Origin of the sequence: Comamonas testosteroni (assembly GCF_014076415.1) — a bacterium.
Lineage (GTDB): Bacteria > Pseudomonadota > Gammaproteobacteria > Burkholderiales > Burkholderiaceae_C > Comamonas > Comamonas testosteroni_F.
In genome coordinates this window covers 3,018,173-3,034,504 of record NZ_CP043568.1, presented here as the reverse complement: position 1 = coordinate 3,034,504, position 16,332 = coordinate 3,018,173, and the positions used below count along the sequence as shown (strand labels likewise).

The window sequence follows — 16,332 nt, the reverse complement described above, 5'->3', positions numbered from 1 at the left end:
AAGGTTCGTCAGCAATGGAAGACATCGTTATCGTTTCCGCCGTACGTACGGCGGTCGGCAAGTTCGGCGGCTCTCTGGCCAAGATTCCTGCAACCCAGCTGGGTGCGACCGTGATTTCCGAGGCTCTGGCCCGTGCCAAGGTGGGCAAGGATCAGGTCGGTGAAGTCATCATGGGTCAGGTGCTGACGGCGGCGGCCGGACAGAATCCTGCGCGTCAGGCCATGATGGCAGCCGGCATTGCCAAGGAGACACCTGCGCTGACGATCAATGCCGTCTGCGGCTCCGGCCTGAAGGCCGTGATGCTGGCGGCTCAGGCCGTGGCAACCGGCGACAGCGAAATCGTGGTCGCCGGGGGCCAGGAAAACATGAGCCTGTCGCCCCATGCCGTGCCCAATTCGCGCGACGGTCAGCGCATGGGTGACTGGAAGATGGTGGACACCATGATCGTGGACGGTCTGTGGGATGTCTACAACCAGTACCACATGGGCATCACTGCCGAGAACGTGGCCAAGGAAAAGAACGTCAGCCGCGCGCAGCAGGATGCGCTGGCGCTGGCCAGCCAGCAAAAGGCTGCGGCCGCGCAGGATGCGGGCAAGTTCAAGGACGAAATCGTTCCAGTGAGCATTCCCCAGCGCAAGGGTGACCCCATCGTGTTCGACAGCGACGAATACGTCAACCGCAAGACCAATGCCGATGTGCTGGCCACCCTCAAGCCCGCTTTCGACAAGGCAGGCTCGGTGACGGCTGGCAATGCCTCGGGTCTGAACGACGGCGCAGCGGCCGTGGTGGTGATGACGGCGGCCAAGGCCAAGGCTCTGGGCCTCAAGCCTCTGGCCAAGATCGTGTCTTATGCCACCAGCGGCCTGGCCCCCGAGGTCATGGGTCTGGGTCCTGTCTATGCCACGCGCAAGGCGCTGGATCGCGCCGGCTGGAAGGCGGCCGATGTGGACCTGTTCGAACTCAACGAAGCCTTTGCCGCACAGGCCTGCGCGGTGAATCAGGATCTGGGCATTGACACTGCCAAGGTCAACGTCAACGGCGGTGCCATTGCCATCGGTCACCCCATTGGTGCATCGGGCTGCCGCATTCTGGTGACGCTGCTGCATGAAATGCAGCGCAGCGGTGCCAAGAAGGGCCTGGCCGGCTTGTGCATCGGCGGTGGCATGGGTGTTGCTATGGCTGTGGAAGCCTGCTGAGGCTTCAGGATTGCAGACTGCTCCGGTGCTCCTGAAGATCGGTGCAGTCTGGGAAGCCCGCTGATGCCAGCCTCCCGTCGACCCTAGGGAAGATCACGAGGTAAACCACGGCGAAAGCGGGTTCATTGGGACCTACTCGATTGCATACTGGCATGGCCAGCGTGCAAGGTGTGTGGCGTTCAAAACGATAAGCAATTTCTAAGAATTCTTATCGTTGATAGTGTGATCGTGAAATAACCATTGATTGACAGGAGAGATGAATGGGTCAGAAAGTAGCGTACGTCACGGGGGGCATGGGCGGTATTGGTACCGCAATCTGCCAGCGTTTGCATAAGGATGGCTTCAAGGTGATCGCGGGTTGCGGACCATCGCGCGACTACCGCAAGTGGCTGGACGAGCAGGCGCAATTGGGTTACACGTTTTATGCCTCGGTTGGCAATGTGGGGGATTGGGAATCCACCGTCGAAGCCTTCAACCAGACCAAGGCAGAGCACGGCAACATCGATGTGCTGGTGAACAACGCGGGTATCACCCGCGACCGCATGTTCGTCAAGATGACGCCGGACGACTGGAAGTCGGTCATCGAAACCAACCTCAACTCCATGTTCAACGTCACCAAGCAGGTGGTGGCAGACATGGTGGAAAAGGGCTGGGGCCGAATCATCAACATCAGCTCGGTCAACGGCGCCAAGGGCCAGGCCGGTCAGACCAACTACTCGGCTGCCAAGGCAGGCATGCATGGCTTCACCATGGCGTTGGCGCAAGAGCTGGCCGCCAAGGGTGTGACCGTGAATACAGTCAGCCCTGGCTACATCGGCACCGATATGGTCAAGGCCATTCGCCCCGATGTGCTCGAGAAGATCGTGGCGGGCGTGCCCGTCAAGCGTCTGGGTGAGCCTGCGGAGATTGCCTCCATCATCTCCTGGCTGGCTTCGGAAGAGGGCAGCTATTCCACAGGTGCGGACTTTGCCGTCAACGGCGGCCTGCACATGCATTAAGCCTTTTCAGGCTTCGGCAAAAGGAGCTTCGGCTCCTTTTTTCATGCCTGTGGCGCTTCTCTCTGCGAGCCTAGGGGCAAGAAACGGCAGGCCCTCAAATGACAAGACCCGCAGAGATCATTCATGCGGGTCTTGAGTTTTTATGCCGCTTCGCAAGCGGCTGATTGAGCGCGGGGCAGTGAGGCTTGTAGGTTCTTTGGCCTATCAGTGCCGACTGCCCGGGCACCTGGCTGCAACGCACTGTGCTTTGGTCTGCACAGTGCTGCGCGGCGAGCGCTTAGCGCTTGCGATCGCGTTCGTCTTCGGGCCAGATGGACATGATGTTCGTGGTTTGCATGGGAATCTCTCCTGTATGTCTGTTTAACGTCTGACGGATTCAGCTCGTTGACAGCTTTTTGGAAATTTTTTACCTGTTCTTTTATCCAGTGACAGTCAGGCTGCAAATGCGGGGACACGCTTGCGATCGCGTTCGTCCCAGGGCCAAGCCATCAGAGACATAGCTGCTGCGGCTTGTGCGGGCTGGGCTTTGGCGGTGTCGGTAACAGTGGTGGTCATTGCAGTTCACTCCTTTGCGTGTTCAACGCCTGGCCTGAACTGCAGGTTGACAAGAAGCTGAATCAACAGCGCAAGAAAATGCAACTCACGTTTGCTGATGTTGTCAGCAACGGCTGCACCTGTTCAAAATGAATAGCGCCCTGCCAAGGCGGGGCGATGGCAGGGCTTGCTTTACGGTCTCAGCAGGTTTCGATGGACAGGGCTTCGATCTGCTCCGAAAGCTCCAGCCAGCGCTCCTCCAATTGATCGATTTCAGCGTTGACGGTACTCAACTGCTTGCCGGCTTCCACGATATCGCCACCGGACAGACCGGGCGTGGCCAGCTTTTCTTCCAGCGCGCTGCGCTGGGCATTGAGCTTGGGTAGCGTCTTGTCGATCTGCTCCAGCTCCTTCTTGAAGGGCTTGGTCTTCTCGGCCAGTTGCTGACGAGCCGCTGCGGCGAGGCGGCGGGCCTCCTTGGGGTCGGCCACGCTGTCGCTGAATGCTTCCGCTTTAGGAGCATCCGGTGCTTTTTGCGCAAAGGCTTCAGGCAGATTTGGCTTGATTTCTTCTAGAGTTTGCACCCTTGGCGTGCTAGCGGCCTGCTGTTCGGCATTGCGTGCTTCTTCACGCAGGCGCTTGGACTCTTCCAGCAGATAGCGCTGGTAATCGTCCAGGTCGCCATCGAACGGGCCGACAACGCCGCGGCCCACCATCCAGAAGTCTTCACATACGGCGCGCAGCAGGTGGCGGTCGTGGGAGACCAGCATCACGGTACCGTCAAAGTCGTTGAGCGCCATGGCCAGCGCTTCGCGGGTGGCCAGGTCCAGGTGGTTGGTAGGCTCGTCCAGCAGCAGCAGATTGGGGCGTTGCCAGACGATCATGGCCAGTACCAGGCGGGCTTTTTCGCCGCCGCTCATGCTGCCTACAGACTGTTTGACCATGTCGCCGCTGAAGTTGAAAGTGCCGAGCCAGTTGCGCAAGTCCTGTTCGCGGCTGGCGGCAGGTGCGGCAGCGCCGAGTTCCTTGGCCAGACGGATCATATGCTCCAGCGGGTTTTCGCCGGGGCGCAGCACGTCCAGCTCCTGCTGGGCAAAGTAGCCGATATTGAGGCCCTTGCCTTCGGTCACGGTACCGGCCAGTGCCTTCATTTCGCGCGCAATGGTCTTGACCAGGGTCGATTTACCCTGGCCGTTGGCCCCCAGAATGCCGATGCGCTGGCCTGCCAGCACGGAACGGTTGACGCCCCGCAAGATGGTGGTCTGCTTGCCGTCTTCGTCTTCATAGCCGAAGCTGGCATCGGTAATCGCCAGCATCGGGTTGGGCAGATTGGCGGGTTCCTTGAATTCGAAGGTGAACTCGGCTTCGGCCAGCACCGGTCCGATCTTTTCCATTCGCTCCAGCTGCTTGACCCGGCTTTGTGCCTGCTTGGCCTTGCTGGCCTTGGCTTTGAAGCGGTCGATGAACTTCTGCAGGTGAGCCATTTTTTCCTGCTGCTTGGCAAAGCTGGCTGCTTGCAATTCCAGCTGCTGGGCGCGCAGCTCTTCAAAGCGCGAGTAGTTGCCGCCGTAGCGGTTGATCTGCCCGCCCTGAATCTGCAGTGTGACGTTGGTGATGGCGTCCAGAAATTCGCGGTCATGGCTGATGACGATCATCGTGCCGCTATAGCGCTTGAGCCAGGCCTCCAGCCAGACCAGGGCATCCAGGTCCAAGTGGTTGGTGGGTTCGTCCAGCAGCAGCAGATCGCTGGGAGCCATCAGTGCACGAGCCAGTTGCAGACGCATGCGCCAGCCGCCCGAGAAGCTGTTGACGGGGTGATCCAGCTCGGACACCTTGAAGCCCAGGCCCAGAATCAGGGCTTGCGCGCGCGATTCGGCATCATGTGCACCGGCATCGGCCAGATCCACATAGGCCTGAGCGATCTCCATGCCGTCGCCGGAGGCTTCGGCGGCAGCCAGCTGGGCGTTCAGCTCGGCCAGGCGCGTGTCGCCATCCAGTACGAACCGGGTGGCAGATTCGTCGGTTTCCGGCATGTGCTGGGCCACCTGTGCCATGCGCCACTGAGGAGGGATGAAAAAATCACCGCCGTCTTCGCTGATGCTGCCATTGAGCAGGGCAAACAGGCTGGACTTGCCGGCACCGTTGCGGCCGACAAGGCCGACGGACTCTCCCGGGTTGATGGTGGTGCTGACTTGGTCGAGCAGGACTTTGGTGCCGCGGCGCAGCGTGATGTTCTTGAGACTGATCATGACTGGGGCCGATTATCCGCGAATGCCCGCAGACCCATGAGCTTGCGGGATTGATCATGCGGCGCGAACGGCGAACCGCTGGCATAGATGGCTTCCTTGATCAGCGCCTGGTCCAGCACCGAGAGCTCTTCGCCGCCCATGGCACTGGGCAGCCTCATGCCGTAGAAGCCCAGCTCGCGCGAACGCTTTGTGCGCGAAAGCTCTAGGCATGTTCCGCCGTGGTGACGATGAGGGCTGCATCGCTGTTGTCGGCTATCTCGATCACCTCACGGGATGAAAGGCGGGCGTTGAACGGCGCCTTGACCAGGCCGGCCTTGTAGCAGGCCAGCTCGATTTCGACGATTTCGGCGCAGTTGGGAAGGTAGATGCCCACGCGGTCGCCACGATGCAGACCCTGAGCCAGCAAGGCGTTGGCAAGGCGGTTGCTGCGCTGCTCCAGCGCGGCATAGCTGAGGTACTTGCTGGCGCTGGTTACCGCAAGGTGGCCGGCGTACATACGGCAGCAGCGCGCAACGAGTGCACCGACATGGGATATAGGGGCGCCCGGCATAGGGGCGCCCGGCGTAGGGGCCGTGGGCAAAGCAGTGGTCATGGGGAAATCCTTGATGAAGCTGCGCCGCACTGACCGATCCTTCCGGCCCCATGGGTAGGCGCTGCAGGCGTTCGCACATGGCGTCAGCATCGGAGAGCAGGCGGCGCGCATCCTCATACAGCTGGGTACCTGCGGGCGTGGCCGTGACTCCTGCATGGCTGCGCTCCAGCAACTGGACGCCGAGCTCTGACTCCAGCTTCTTGATCTGCGCCGTCAGTGCCGGCTGGGCCACATAGAGCGAATGGGCCGCCCGCGAGATCGAACCGGCCTCCAGCACGCAGATCCATGGTTGCCACTCGAAAAATCAGCTTGATAGCCGGTAAGAAAGCCTGTAGAAGGCTATTTGAAGAATTGTTAGTCTCCTGTAATGTCGGTGTAATCTGACATGGCGTAAGGGCCAGATGTCGACAAGATGGCATATCTCTAAGTCTGAAGTCCGACAGATTCAGTATGTCGGTCCTACAACTGATGCAGCAAAACGTGTCCCTCTCTTCACCTTCAACCACTCCGAGCAGAAACGGCTCTGCCCACTGGCGCATTGAAGACATTGACTTCTCTGCCATTGATCGCAGCGCCATAAAGAACAATCAAGACCTGTTCTTTTTGCTGATGAGCGCCTCGTTCATCGAGACCGGCTCGGATACTTACGCGGCCAACCTGGCCGAGCATTACGCGGCCTGGCCCGAGATCGCGATCTGGCTCAAAGATCAATGGGAGTCCGAAGAACTACAGCACGGGCGCGCGCTGCGGGCCTATGTGGAAGCCGTGTGGCCGGAGTTTCCCTGGCAAAAAGCCTATGACAGTTTTTTCGCCGAATATTCACAGCTATGCACCATGGAAGAGCTCTACCCCGACCCGCGCCTGGAAATGGTGGCGCGCTGCGTGGTGGAGACCGGCACTACAGCCTACTACCACACCTTGCGCGAACTCAGCGACGAGCCGGTTCTGAGCGAGTTGCTGGGCAATATCCGCAACGACGAGGTCAACCACTTCAAGCATTTCCTCAAGTACTTCAAGGAGCTGCAGCAGCAGTCGCCTGTGGGCCGCATGCGCATTGCCAAGGCTCTGTACGGCCGCCTCAAGGAGTTGCGAGAGAGCGATTCGGATATCGCGCTGCGGCATGTCTGGGCGCACAAGGGCCCTTATTTCGCCGATAGCAGCACTCGTTTTGAAGACATGGCCCAGCGCATTTACGAGCTGGTCAGTCGTCGCCTGCCTGCCGACCTGGCCGTGCGCATGCTGCTCAAGCCCATGCTGCTGCCAGCACGCGTGGAGGGCATGGTGCGCACACCCATCTCCAAGCTGGCGACACGCATGATGTCGTACTGAGTCTTGTAGCTGCAAACAAGCCCGGCCAGCTCCAGTTGTCCGGGCATTCGACTTCCATGGCATGAACCTATCTCACGACCGGAGAAGTGGCAAGGCGTGCAGGCGTGAGCGTACGCACCTTGCATCACTACGACAGCATTGGACTGCTGCGTCCAGACGCGCGCAGTGAAGCAGGCTATCGACTCTATGGTGCGCAAGACATTGCGCGCCTGCATGCCGTGCAATCGCTCAAATCGCTGGGTTTGAGTCTGGAGGCCATCGCTGCCGCGCTGGCGGGGCAGGGCATTGAGCCTAAGGACTTGTTGCAACGTCAGGTAGAGGAGGCTCAGCGCATGTTGACCCAGGCCAGGGCGCTGAAGGACAAGCTGCAGTTTCTGGAGGATGCGGTCTCTGGCCAGCAGGGCTCGTTCGATGATTTGCTGGCTGGCATTCGGCTGCTGGACGCTCATCAGCTGTATCTGCCTGCTGCTGGCATACGACAGATGCTGGGACGCTGGCGCAGGGCCAGGCCACGCTGGCAGCCTGTGGCCGATGCCCTGCTAAGGTGCCGTGCCGAGGGGCTGGGGGTCGGTACCGCCCAGGTGCAACTGCTGGCACAGCGCTGGATGAATGTGGCGATGACGGTTTTTCGCGGACGCTTGGGCCTGATCCAGAACTGGGCCCGCATGCATGAACACGAGCCTCAGACGGCTCGACATGCAGGGCCTGAGCCTGAACTGCTGAATTATCTGGAGCAGGCAATCGGCCTCAGGATGGCGGCCTTGCAGCGTCATCTGACGACTGCGGAACTGCAGGGGCTTGACGGCTCTACCGGGCCGGATTGGGAGGTATTCGCCGCCAGTGGCGAAAAGCTGCTGGCACGGGGCGTTGCATCCCAGACTGCCGTCGCACGGCAACTGTGCGTGCGTTATCGGGAGCTATCACTGCGGACGGCCGGAAACAATCTATTGCTGGCGGCCAAACTGGCCCAGGCCTATGCCACCGAGCCTGTGCTGGCACTCGGACATTTTGTATCGCCGAAGCTGAGGGACTATCTGAACAGCATCGAGGCTTGACCCTCACGCTACGTCAGGCCTGAAGCTGTGCTCTTTGTTGAAAAGCAAGGAGTTTTGCGATGACTGCGATTGATTGTCCCAGCCCTTCGGCCCTGCGTGTTGCCATGGCACGCGCCGTTCATCAGATTTTGGAGGACGAGCCGGTTTTCGCTGACCGTTTTGCCGTAGCCTCCCTCGGCAGCGCGGAGGCCGCAAAGCTGCTGCGTCAGCCTCTGGTGCATAACGATGTGGCTTCACGGTCGCTGCGTGCCGGCATCGTGGCCCGGGCACGATGGGCCGAAGACTGTCTGCTGGAGGCCGTGGTTGCGGGATGCATTCAGTACGCCATCGTGGGTGCAGGCCTGGATACCTGGGCCTTGCGCATGGCGGCTCAGTTGCCTGCTGTACGCATCTTTGAGCTGGATCAGCCGGCAATGCGGACCTGGAAGACTCGGCTGTATGAGCGCAATGGCTGGGAGTTGCCCTCAAGCCTGCGTCAGTTTGGCATTGATCTGCGTGAAACGGGGACTGTGCAGGGCTTGACGGCTGCCGGCATGGATCTCGATTCATCAGTCAGTCTGTCGATACTGGGCCTGCTGGTGTATTTGAGCGATGAGGCCGTCGAGCGTGAAATATCTGTACTGAGCCGTCTGGCAACAGGGTCGACCATCATGCTGGACTACAGAGTGGATGAGCAGCAGCTCAGCCCCATGGAGCAGCTGATGATGCAGTTTACGGCGCAGATGATGGCCGCAGGTGGCGAACCCTGGCATGCATCCAGCACGCCGCAGCGCATGGCGGGGCTGCTGGGCGCGGCGGGCTTCGAGGTGGAAGAAGATCTGGGGCCAGCGCAGCTCAATGCCCGCTTCTTTGCGGGGAGGTGCGATGGTCTGCAGATTGCGGGCGGCGGCTTTCGCTATCTGAGTGCAGTCAAGCGGGATTGAGCGCTTGTTCAAAGACCTGCATAAACAAAAAGGCACAGGGCTTTGAGCAGCCTGTGCCTTGCATGCGGGACAAAGAACTTACAGTTGCAGGGCTGCGGTATTGCCCTCGGACCAGTGGCGCAGCGCCTCCTCGGTAATCAGCAGCACCTGCTCATCCCCCGAATTGGTGTCGAGCCAGAACACGGGCAGATCGGGGAAGGCTGCCTCGAAGTACGGCTTTTCATTGCCGATTTCCAGCACCACCACGGCGTCCTTGTTCAGGCGCGCAGGCAAGTCCTGAAGCAGCTGGCGGATGAAGTCCATGCCGTCGGCGCCGCCGGCCAGGGCCAGCTCGGGCTCAGCCTGGTACTCGGCAGGCAGCTTGCCCATGCTGTCCGAGTTCACATAGGGCGGGTTGCACAGTACCAGATCCCAGGGGCCGGGCACCTGGCTCATGCCGTTGCTTTCCAGCAGCGTCACGCGATCCTGCAGCCCGTGCTTGTCTACATTGATACGGGCGACGGCCAGGGCATCGGTCGAGATATCGGCACCGGTCACCCGGACTTCGGGATAGGCCATGGCGGCCAGGCAGGCCAGAGAGCCATTGCCGGTGCATAGGTCGAGCACCTGTACGGTCTTGTCGGACAGCCAGCCATCAATGCTGCCATCGGCCAGCAGTTCGGCGATGAAGCTGCGCGGCACGATGGAGCGTTCGTCGATGTAGAAGGGCACACCTACCAGCCAGGCCTCGTTCGTCAGATAGGCGGCGGGCTTGCGGCTGCGGATACGTTCTTCAAAAAGAGTAGCTGTCTGCGCTTGTATATCAAGGGATACAGGCTGATTCTCTACGGATTCCGGAGCACCTGGAGTGAGCTCGCTGTCCAGGGGCAGGCCCAGCTTCCAGAGCACCAGCCAGGCCGCTTCGTCTTCGGCCGTGGCCGTGCCGTGGCCAAAAGCCACGCCGGCAGCTTTGAGAGCCTGAGCGCCGCTGGCAATCAGTTCGGCAACGGTGTTGCCCGAGATCGGGGGTGTGCTGGTATTGCTCATGCGGTCTGGGCTGCGGTCTGCTGGCGCTGGAGTTGTTCCAGAGTCTTGCGGTAGATGTTTTTCAGCGGCTCGATATCGGCCACGGCGATGTGTTCGTCGATCTTGTGGATGCTGGCGTTGGGCGGGCCCATCTCGATGACCTGGGGGCATATCTGGGCGATGAAGCGGCCATCGCTGGTGCCGCCGGTGGTGGACAGCTCGGTATTCAGTCCGGTCTCATCCTTGATGGCGGCCTGCACGGCCTGTACCAGGGTACCCGGCGTGGTCAGAAAGGGCTGTCCGCCCACGGTCCAGACCAGCGAGTATTCGACGCCATGACGGTCCAGGATTTCATGCACGCGCTTTTGCAGGGAGTCGGAACTGGACTCGGTGCAGAAACGGAAATTGAAGTCGATCACCACATGGCCGGGAATGACGTTGCTGGCGCCCGTACCGCCATGGATATTGCTGATCTGCCAGCTGGTGGGCGGGAAGAACGCATTGCCGCGGTCCCAGACAGTGGCCGCGAGTTCGGCGAGTGCGGGCAAGGCCTCGTGAATGGGGTTGCGTGCCAGCTGCGGGTAGGCGATATGGCCTTGCACGCCGTTGACGGTGAGCTTGCCGCTCATGGTGCCGCGGCGGCCGTTCTTGATCATGTCGCCGGTCTGTTTGACCGAGGTAGGCTCGCCAACAATGCACCAGTCCAGGCGCTCGCCGCGTTGGCGCAGCTCTTCGACCACGACCTTGGTGCCGTCAATCGAGGGGCCTTCCTCGTCGCTGGTCAGCAGCAGGGCGATGTCGAAGGCGGGTTCGGGCGTGGCCTGCAGAAACTCTTCCAGCGCCACGACAAAGGCGGCGATCGAGGTCTTCATATCGCTGGCACCACGTCCGTAGAGCTTGCCGTCGCGGTGCATGGGCACGAAAGGCGGACTGGTCCATTCCTTGAGCGGGCCGGGCGGCACCACATCGGTATGGCCGGCAAAGACCAGCACAGGCCTATCTGAACCGATGGCGTCTTGTGTAGATTGATTCTGCGTTGGAGAGCGTTTTGCCCACAGGTTTTTTACGCGAAAGTCTGCGGGGCCGCTATCGAGGCGTTCGCAGGTAAACCCCATGGGCGTCAGGGCATCGGCGAGCAGCTCAAGGCAGCCAGCATCTTCGGGGGTGACGGAGGGCAGGCTGATGAGCTGCTCGGTCAGTTGCAGTGTCCGGGACATGGAGGGGCTTCAAACTAAAACAATGCCTAGGCCGCCTAGGCTGGCGGCCTCAGGCGGTTCTGACATCCAGGGTGATTTCCGTAAAGGACGGCATATCGTCATCGCCGGGCAGAATCACATCGGTGACGGCCGGGGCGTTGGCCGCAGTGGCCGCGTGGCTGACGTCATTATCCATGCGCCACATCAGATTGGTGGGCGAGTCGGCATAGGCCAGCGCTTCACTGCGCTCAATTGTGCCACTGCGCACCAGGGCTGCCAGTGCGTCCTCGAAGGTCTGCGAGCCTTCGGCCATGGATTTTTCCATGGCCTCCTTCACGCCACCGAAGTCACCCTTGACGATCATGTCGCTGATGAGCTTGGTGTTGAGCATGACTTCCACGGCCGGCACGCGCGTGCCGTTGACGGTACGGACCAGGCGCTGAGAGATCACGGCCTTGAGCGAGGCGGCCAGCTCGCCCAACATGCTGGGGCGAACCTCCTCGGGGAAGAAGGACAGGATGCGATTGAGCGTGTGATAGCTGTTGTTGGCATGCAGGGTCGCCAGGCATAGATGGCCGGACTGGGCATAGGCCAGTGCGGCCGACATGGTCTCGCGGTCGCGGATTTCGCCGATCAGAATCACATCGGGTGCCTGGCGCAGCGCATTTTTGAGTGCGATTGCTAGGGTACTGGTATCGGTGCCGACCTCACGCTGGTTGACGATGGATTTTTTGTTGCGAAACTGGTATTCAATGGGGTCTTCCACCGTGAGGATATGGCCGGTGAGCGTTTCGTTGCGCTCGTCGATCATCGTCGCCAGTGTCGTGCTCTTGCCCGAGCCCGTGGCGCCAACGATCAGCACCAGGCCGCGCTTTTCCATGACCAGCTCACTGACAATGGACGGCAGGTTCAGGCTGTCGCGCGAGGGCACCTGCTGCGAGATGAAGCGCACGACAACTGCGTAAGAGCCGCGCTGGCGCATGGCGCTGATACGAAAACGTCCTATGCCGCTCATGGGAATGGCAATGTTCAGCTCGCCCGTCTGCTTGAGCTCTTCTATGGCTTCCGGCTTGACGACTTCGGAGAGCAAGGCCAGCGGAGCTTCGATCGGCAGCTCCTGATTGTTGATGGGGATGCAGATGCCGTTGATCTTGATCAGCGCTGGCGCACGGGCCGAGAGATAGACGTCCGAGGCCTTTTTTTCGGACATCAGACGCAGAATTTTTTCCATGGTGCTCATTTTTTCTTCATCCTTTTTCGCTCAGCCTCTCTATGCACGCATGTTAGCGTGTGTCAACTCGGTGCAGGTCGCGCTTGATGCGCAAAGCTGATCTCCGGCATGAAAAAAAGCCTGCACGCTCGGGAGCGGGCAGGCTTGTGAGCAGGGGCGGCCACGGCGGTGCCTGCATCAAGGCAGAGCAAGCATGGCCAGGAGCCCATCAGTCGCGCAGCAGGTCGTTGATGCTGGTCTTGGAGCGGGTCTGTGCATCCACGCGCTTGACGATGATGGCGGCATACATGGAGTAGTCCTTGCCATCCTTGGTCTGCTTGGGAATATTGCCGCTGACCACCACCGAGCCGCTGGGCACTCGGCCATAGGTGATTTCGCCGGTTTCACGGTTGAAAAGAGGGGTGGACTGGCCGATGTAAACGCCCATGCCCAGAACGGAATTCTCTTCCACGATCACGCCTTCGACCACTTCGGAGCGAGCGCCGATGAAGCAGTTGTCTTCGATGATGGTGGGGTTGGCTTGCAGGGGCTCAAGCACGCCGCCCAGGCCCACGCCGCCGGACAGGTGCACGTTCTTGCCCACTTGGGCGCAGGAGCCCACGGTGGCCCAGGTGTCGACCATGGTGCCTTCGTCCACATAGGCGCCGATGTTCACATAGGAAGGCATCAGGATGGCGCCCTTGGCGATGAAGGAGCCGCGACGGGCAACGGCCGGAGGCACCACGCGCACGCCCGTGGCGGCGATTTCAGCCTCGCTCATGCCTTCGAACTTGGTGGGAACCTTGTCGAAGAAGTTCAGTGCACCGCCGTTGATCAGGGCATTGTCCTTGAGGCGGAAGGACAGCAGCACCGCTTTCTTGATCCACTGATGCACGGTCCACTGGCCCACACCTTCGCGGGTGGCCACGCGCAGCTTGCCGTCGTTGAGCTCGGCAATCACGTGCTCCACGGCATCCACCACTTCCTTGGGGGCGGCGGAAGGCGAGATATTGGCACGGTTGTCCCAGGCGTTGTCGATGATGGATTGCAGTTGTTGCGTCATGATGTTTTCGGTCAAGGATCGAAAGTTGAGGTGAATCGTTGGGTCATGAAAGGCCCGCACATGGCAGGCCTTAGATGCGGATCAGCGGGTACGGGATTCGATGAATTGTGCAATACGCTGCGCGGCTTCAAGGCATTCCGCCGTTTCGGCCACCAGAGCCATGCGAATGCGGTTGGCGCCGGGGTTGAACCCCTGAGCCTCACGCGCAAGGTAGCTGCCCGGCAAGACCGTCACGCCTGTATGAATATACAGCTCTTTTGCGAATTGTGCATCATCCATGCCCAACTCCGGTGGAATGCCGGCCCAGAGATAGAAGCTGGCATCGGGCAGCTTCACATCCATGACTCTGGACAGCACGGGGGTGACCTGCGCAAACTTCTCGCGATAAAGGCGGCGGTTTTCCTGCACATGGGCTTCGTCGCCCCAGGCGGCAATCGATGCCGTCTGCACCACGGGGCTCATGGCGCCGCCGTGATAGGTGCGATAGAGCAAGAAGGACTTGAGCAGAGCCGCATCACCCGCTACAAAGCCACTGCGCAGTCCGGGAACATTGCTGCGCTTGGACAGGCTGGTGAACATCACCAGATTCTTGAAGTCATGGCGGCCCAGCTTTTGGGCGGCTTCCAGACCGCCCAGTGGGGCTTCTTCCTGAAAGTAGATCTCGCTGTAGCACTCGTCGCTGGCAATCACGAAGCCATGCTTGTCGGACAGGGCAAACAGCTTCTCCCATTCGCCGAGCGGCATCACGGCGCCTGTGGGATTGCCGGGCGAACACACAAAAATCAGCTGTGTGTGTTGCCATACCTCCTCGGGCACTGCATCCCAGTTCACGGCAAAGTTGCGCGCGGCATCGCTGGCGGCGTAATAGGGGGTGGCTCCGGCCAGCAGAGTCGCGCCTTCGTAGATTTGATAGAAGGGGTTGGGGCAGATGACGCGTGCACCGGCCTTGGTGTTGTCCACCACGACCTGGGTGAAGGCAAACAGTGCCTCACGCGAGCCATTGACGGGCAGAACCTGAGTTGCAGCATTCAACTCGATGCCGTAGCGCTGGTTGGCCCATTTCGCACAGGCCTGGCGCAAGGCCGGCAGACCGGCGGTGGCAGGGTAAACGGACAAGCCCTGTAGTTCGCTGCTCAATGCTTTTTCAATGAACGCTGGCGTGGCATGGCGTGGCTCTCCGATGCCCAGACTGATAGGGCGCAGGCCTTCAGGTGGCCGAGCCGAGGCAAACAGTTGGCGAAGACGTTCAAACGGATAAGGCTGTAAGCGAGAGAGCAGGGGGTTCATAGTTGCACATTATGGGCTGATGCCATTTTCGCATGAGAAAACAGCGCTCATAGTTTTGAGTTTGCGGGTTTGCAGGCTCCAGGAATTGCAATTTGTTACGTAAGCTGGGCGACAGAGCAAGTGGCTACCGTGAGCGTGCTGCGAGGTCAGCAAACGAAGTCAACAACAAAAAACGAATGGAGACAGGCAATGCAAAAGCGCATCTTGCCCGACAAAAAAAACCGCGTACGAGTGAGGAATTCCGGACTGCCGTGGTTGGGGCTGCCATGGTTGCTGGCGGGGCCTGTTTTGCCAGTGCTGGGCCTGAACGGAACATGGCTGCTGGGTTGGTTGCTGCTGTGGGGCCTGGGAGTGCTGTTATGGGTCGGTGCTCTTCACAGAAGCTGGCAGCAGCAGTGGCTGGACATGCAGCTTGCGCTTGAAAAAGTCGCTCATGGAGACCTGAGTCTTGGCGTTGCCGGAGAGCCGCAACAAGGGGTATCCGCATCAAGCCTCACCAAGTCCATGGTGCATGCGCTGTCGGCCATGGTGGCCGATGTTCGCAGCAACGCTGCCCTGGTGGCCCAGGCAGGACAAAGCATGGTCAAGGATCATCAGGCCTTGTCTGAACGAACCGAGATGCAGGCGAGCAATCTGGCGCAGACGGTGGTCAGTGTCGAGCAACTCACCGCAGCGGTTGAGCACAATGCGCAAGTGAGCAAGGCAGCACATTCCCGCGCTGATGGCGTTTGTGCCGCTGCCGATCAGGGCGCCCAAGCCATGCAGCATGCGGTGCAGTCGGTGGAGCTGATCGAGCGCAATGCCGGGCGTATGCGGGAAATCATTGGCGTGATTGACGGCATCGCATTCCAGACCAATATTCTTGCCTTGAATGCAGCGGTGGAGGCTGCCAGGGCCGGTGAACAGGGGCGTGGCTTTGCCGTGGTGGCCAGTGAGGTGCGGACGCTGGCCCAGCGCAGCGCCGAAGCAGCCAAGGAGATTCGGCTGCTGATCGGCGAGACCGTTCAGCAGGTCACTCAAAGCACGCAGCAGCTACGTAGTGCAGGCGAGGAGATCCAGGGGGGGACGCGGGCCATTCACGATGTGGTCGCCCATATGGGGACGCTTGCGGACACGGCCAGCAGCCAGAGCTCGGGTCTTCAGGAAATCAGCAATGCCGTGCGTCAGATCGATGGAATCACCCAGCACAACGCGCAGATGGTAGGTCAGGCGCTTCAGCAGGCGCAGGAGTTACAGCTGCGCGCCCGGCATCTGTCGGATGCGGTGTCGCGCTTCAGGTTGCAGCAGGGCACGGCCGAGGAGGCGGTGGCTCTGGTGAATGCGACCATGAGACAAGCCAGAAGCTCGCCCAGTGTTGCCAGCCTGCTGCAGACCGTCACCGATCCTTCGCAGCCATTCCACGACCGCGACATGTATGTGTTTGCCTTGTCTTCTGAGGGCGAGTACCGGGCCTTCGGCGGTAATCCGGCCAAAGTGGGGCTGCGCGTTCAGGATGTGCCCGGCATTGATGGCAATAGCCTGATGGCCGACATCATGGCCCAGGCCGAGCTTCGTCCGGGCTGGGTGGAATACGATTACATCAACCCCAGCAACCAGCAGGTGCAGACCAAGATGTCCTATGTCTGCAAGCATGCAGGCCTGTACTGGGGCTGCGGTGTCTACAAGAGCCTGATCAGTGCCTAATGGGGTCCTCAT

13 protein-coding genes and 3 pseudogenes are annotated in these 16,332 nt (G+C 60.4%); 6 read left to right on the top strand and 10 right to left on the bottom strand.

Going from position 1 to position 16,332, the window contains the following annotated elements; all coding sequences use genetic code 11:
• The first annotated feature begins 14 nt into the window (after positions 1 to 14).
• Both F0P97_RS13770 and phbB read left to right on the top strand, forming a co-directional pair.
• Positions 15 to 1,196 (top strand): acetyl-CoA C-acetyltransferase, encoded by a 1,182-nt coding sequence (locus tag F0P97_RS13770; RefSeq protein ID WP_003064978.1) that lies wholly within the window; start codon positions 15 to 17, stop codon positions 1,194 to 1,196.
• A 260-nt stretch (positions 1,197 to 1,456) separates the two neighbouring features.
• Positions 1,457 to 2,194, top strand: a complete 738-nt coding sequence (gene phbB / locus F0P97_RS13765; RefSeq protein ID WP_003064980.1) for an acetoacetyl-CoA reductase — start codon at positions 1,457 to 1,459, stop codon at positions 2,192 to 2,194.
• 432 nt (positions 2,195 to 2,626) lie between these two features.
• On the opposite strand, the gene F0P97_RS27825 is transcribed toward phbB, so the two are convergent.
• The 5 genes and pseudogenes from F0P97_RS27825 to F0P97_RS13745 all read right to left on the bottom strand — a co-directional run.
• Complete coding sequence (locus F0P97_RS27825) at positions 2,627 to 2,749, bottom strand: hypothetical protein (RefSeq protein WP_256493583.1); 123 nt, start codon at positions 2,747 to 2,749, stop codon at positions 2,627 to 2,629.
• 179 nt (positions 2,750 to 2,928) lie between these two features.
• A complete protein-coding gene (locus F0P97_RS13760) occupies positions 2,929 to 4,977 on the bottom strand; it encodes an ABC-F family ATP-binding cassette domain-containing protein (RefSeq protein WP_182282838.1) in 2,049 nt (682 codons plus the stop codon).
• 56 nt (positions 4,978 to 5,033) lie between these two features.
• Positions 5,034 to 5,165 (bottom strand): annotated as a pseudogene (locus F0P97_RS13755) (acyl-CoA dehydrogenase family protein); the annotation flags it as partial.
• 17 nt (positions 5,166 to 5,182) lie between these two features.
• Positions 5,183 to 5,569 (bottom strand): annotated as a pseudogene (locus tag F0P97_RS13750) (AMP-binding protein); the annotation flags it as partial.
• A gap of 22 nt (positions 5,570 to 5,591) precedes the next feature.
• Positions 5,592 to 5,852 (bottom strand): annotated as a pseudogene (locus tag F0P97_RS13745) (LysR family transcriptional regulator); the annotation flags it as partial.
• Between the two features lie 185 nt (positions 5,853 to 6,037).
• On the opposite strand from F0P97_RS13745, the gene F0P97_RS13740 reads away from it, so the two are divergent.
• The 3 genes from F0P97_RS13740 (at position 6,038) to F0P97_RS13730 (ending at position 8,876) form a co-directional block, all read left to right on the top strand.
• Complete coding sequence (locus F0P97_RS13740) at positions 6,038 to 6,898, top strand: ferritin-like domain-containing protein (protein WP_182287203.1); 861 nt, start codon at positions 6,038 to 6,040, stop codon at positions 6,896 to 6,898.
• A gap of 104 nt (positions 6,899 to 7,002) precedes the next feature.
• On the top strand, positions 7,003 to 7,953 hold the full coding sequence (locus F0P97_RS13735) for a MerR family transcriptional regulator (protein ID WP_232537925.1): 951 nt from the start codon (positions 7,003 to 7,005) through the stop codon (positions 7,951 to 7,953).
• Positions 7,954 to 8,012: 59 nt separating this feature from the next.
• Complete coding sequence (locus F0P97_RS13730) at positions 8,013 to 8,876, top strand: class I SAM-dependent methyltransferase (RefSeq protein WP_182282836.1); 864 nt, start codon at positions 8,013 to 8,015, stop codon at positions 8,874 to 8,876.
• A 78-nt stretch (positions 8,877 to 8,954) separates the two neighbouring features.
• Here the strand turns inward: F0P97_RS13730 and prmB are convergent, their stop codons facing one another.
• From prmB to dapC, 5 genes are all read right to left on the bottom strand, one after another.
• Positions 8,955 to 9,902, bottom strand: a complete 948-nt coding sequence (gene prmB / locus F0P97_RS13725) for a 50S ribosomal protein L3 N(5)-glutamine methyltransferase (protein ID WP_182282835.1) — start codon at positions 9,900 to 9,902, stop codon at positions 8,955 to 8,957.
• Complete coding sequence (gene dapE, locus F0P97_RS13720; RefSeq protein ID WP_182282834.1) at positions 9,899 to 11,098, bottom strand: succinyl-diaminopimelate desuccinylase; 1,200 nt, start codon at positions 11,096 to 11,098, stop codon at positions 9,899 to 9,901. The genes prmB and dapE overlap by 4 nt, the downstream gene beginning before the upstream one ends.
• Before the next feature lie 49 nt (positions 11,099 to 11,147).
• Complete coding sequence (locus F0P97_RS13715; RefSeq protein WP_182282833.1) at positions 11,148 to 12,317, bottom strand: PilT/PilU family type 4a pilus ATPase; 1,170 nt, start codon at positions 12,315 to 12,317, stop codon at positions 11,148 to 11,150.
• 199 nt (positions 12,318 to 12,516) lie between these two features.
• A complete protein-coding gene (dapD, locus tag F0P97_RS13710; RefSeq protein WP_003054847.1) occupies positions 12,517 to 13,350 on the bottom strand; it encodes a 2,3,4,5-tetrahydropyridine-2,6-dicarboxylate N-succinyltransferase in 834 nt (277 codons plus the stop codon).
• Between the two features lie 81 nt (positions 13,351 to 13,431).
• Positions 13,432 to 14,637, bottom strand: coding sequence for a succinyldiaminopimelate transaminase (gene dapC / locus F0P97_RS13705; RefSeq protein ID WP_182282832.1), 1,206 nt, complete (start codon positions 14,635 to 14,637; stop codon positions 13,432 to 13,434).
• 189 nt (positions 14,638 to 14,826) lie between these two features.
• Between dapC and F0P97_RS13700 the strand changes: the two genes are divergently transcribed.
• Positions 14,827 to 16,320 (top strand): methyl-accepting chemotaxis protein, encoded by a 1,494-nt coding sequence (locus F0P97_RS13700; protein ID WP_182282831.1) that lies wholly within the window; start codon positions 14,827 to 14,829, stop codon positions 16,318 to 16,320.
• Positions 16,321 to 16,332 lie beyond the last annotated feature (12 nt).

Bases quoted from the DNA above. Each gene is read 5' to 3' on its own strand.
- F0P97_RS13760 (WP_182282838.1), bottom strand. From the start codon at position 4,977: ATGATCAGTCTCAAGAACATCACGCTGCGCCGCGGCACCAAAGTCCTG.
- F0P97_RS13700 (WP_182282831.1), top strand. From the start codon at position 14,827: ATGCAAAAGCGCATCTTGCCCGACAAAAAAAACCGCGTACGAGTGAGG.
- F0P97_RS13770 (WP_003064978.1), top strand. From the start codon at position 15: ATGGAAGACATCGTTATCGTTTCCGCCGTACGTACGGCGGTCGGCAAG.
- dapC (WP_182282832.1), bottom strand. From the start codon at position 14,637: ATGAACCCCCTGCTCTCTCGCTTACAGCCTTATCCGTTTGAACGTCTT.
- dapE (WP_182282834.1), bottom strand. From the start codon at position 11,098: ATGTCCCGGACACTGCAACTGACCGAGCAGCTCATCAGCCTGCCCTCC.
- dapD (WP_003054847.1), bottom strand. From the start codon at position 13,350: ATGACGCAACAACTGCAATCCATCATCGACAACGCCTGGGACAACCGT.
- F0P97_RS13730 (WP_182282836.1), top strand. From the start codon at position 8,013: ATGACTGCGATTGATTGTCCCAGCCCTTCGGCCCTGCGTGTTGCCATG.
- F0P97_RS13715 (WP_182282833.1), bottom strand. From the start codon at position 12,317: ATGAGCACCATGGAAAAAATTCTGCGTCTGATGTCCGAAAAAAAGGCC.
- F0P97_RS27825 (WP_256493583.1), bottom strand. From the start codon at position 2,749: ATGACCACCACTGTTACCGACACCGCCAAAGCCCAGCCCGCACAAGCC.
- prmB (WP_182282835.1), bottom strand. From the start codon at position 9,902: ATGAGCAATACCAGCACACCCCCGATCTCGGGCAACACCGTTGCCGAA.
- F0P97_RS13740 (WP_182287203.1), top strand. From the start codon at position 6,038: ATGCAGCAAAACGTGTCCCTCTCTTCACCTTCAACCACTCCGAGCAGA.
- phbB (WP_003064980.1), top strand. From the start codon at position 1,457: ATGGGTCAGAAAGTAGCGTACGTCACGGGGGGCATGGGCGGTATTGGT.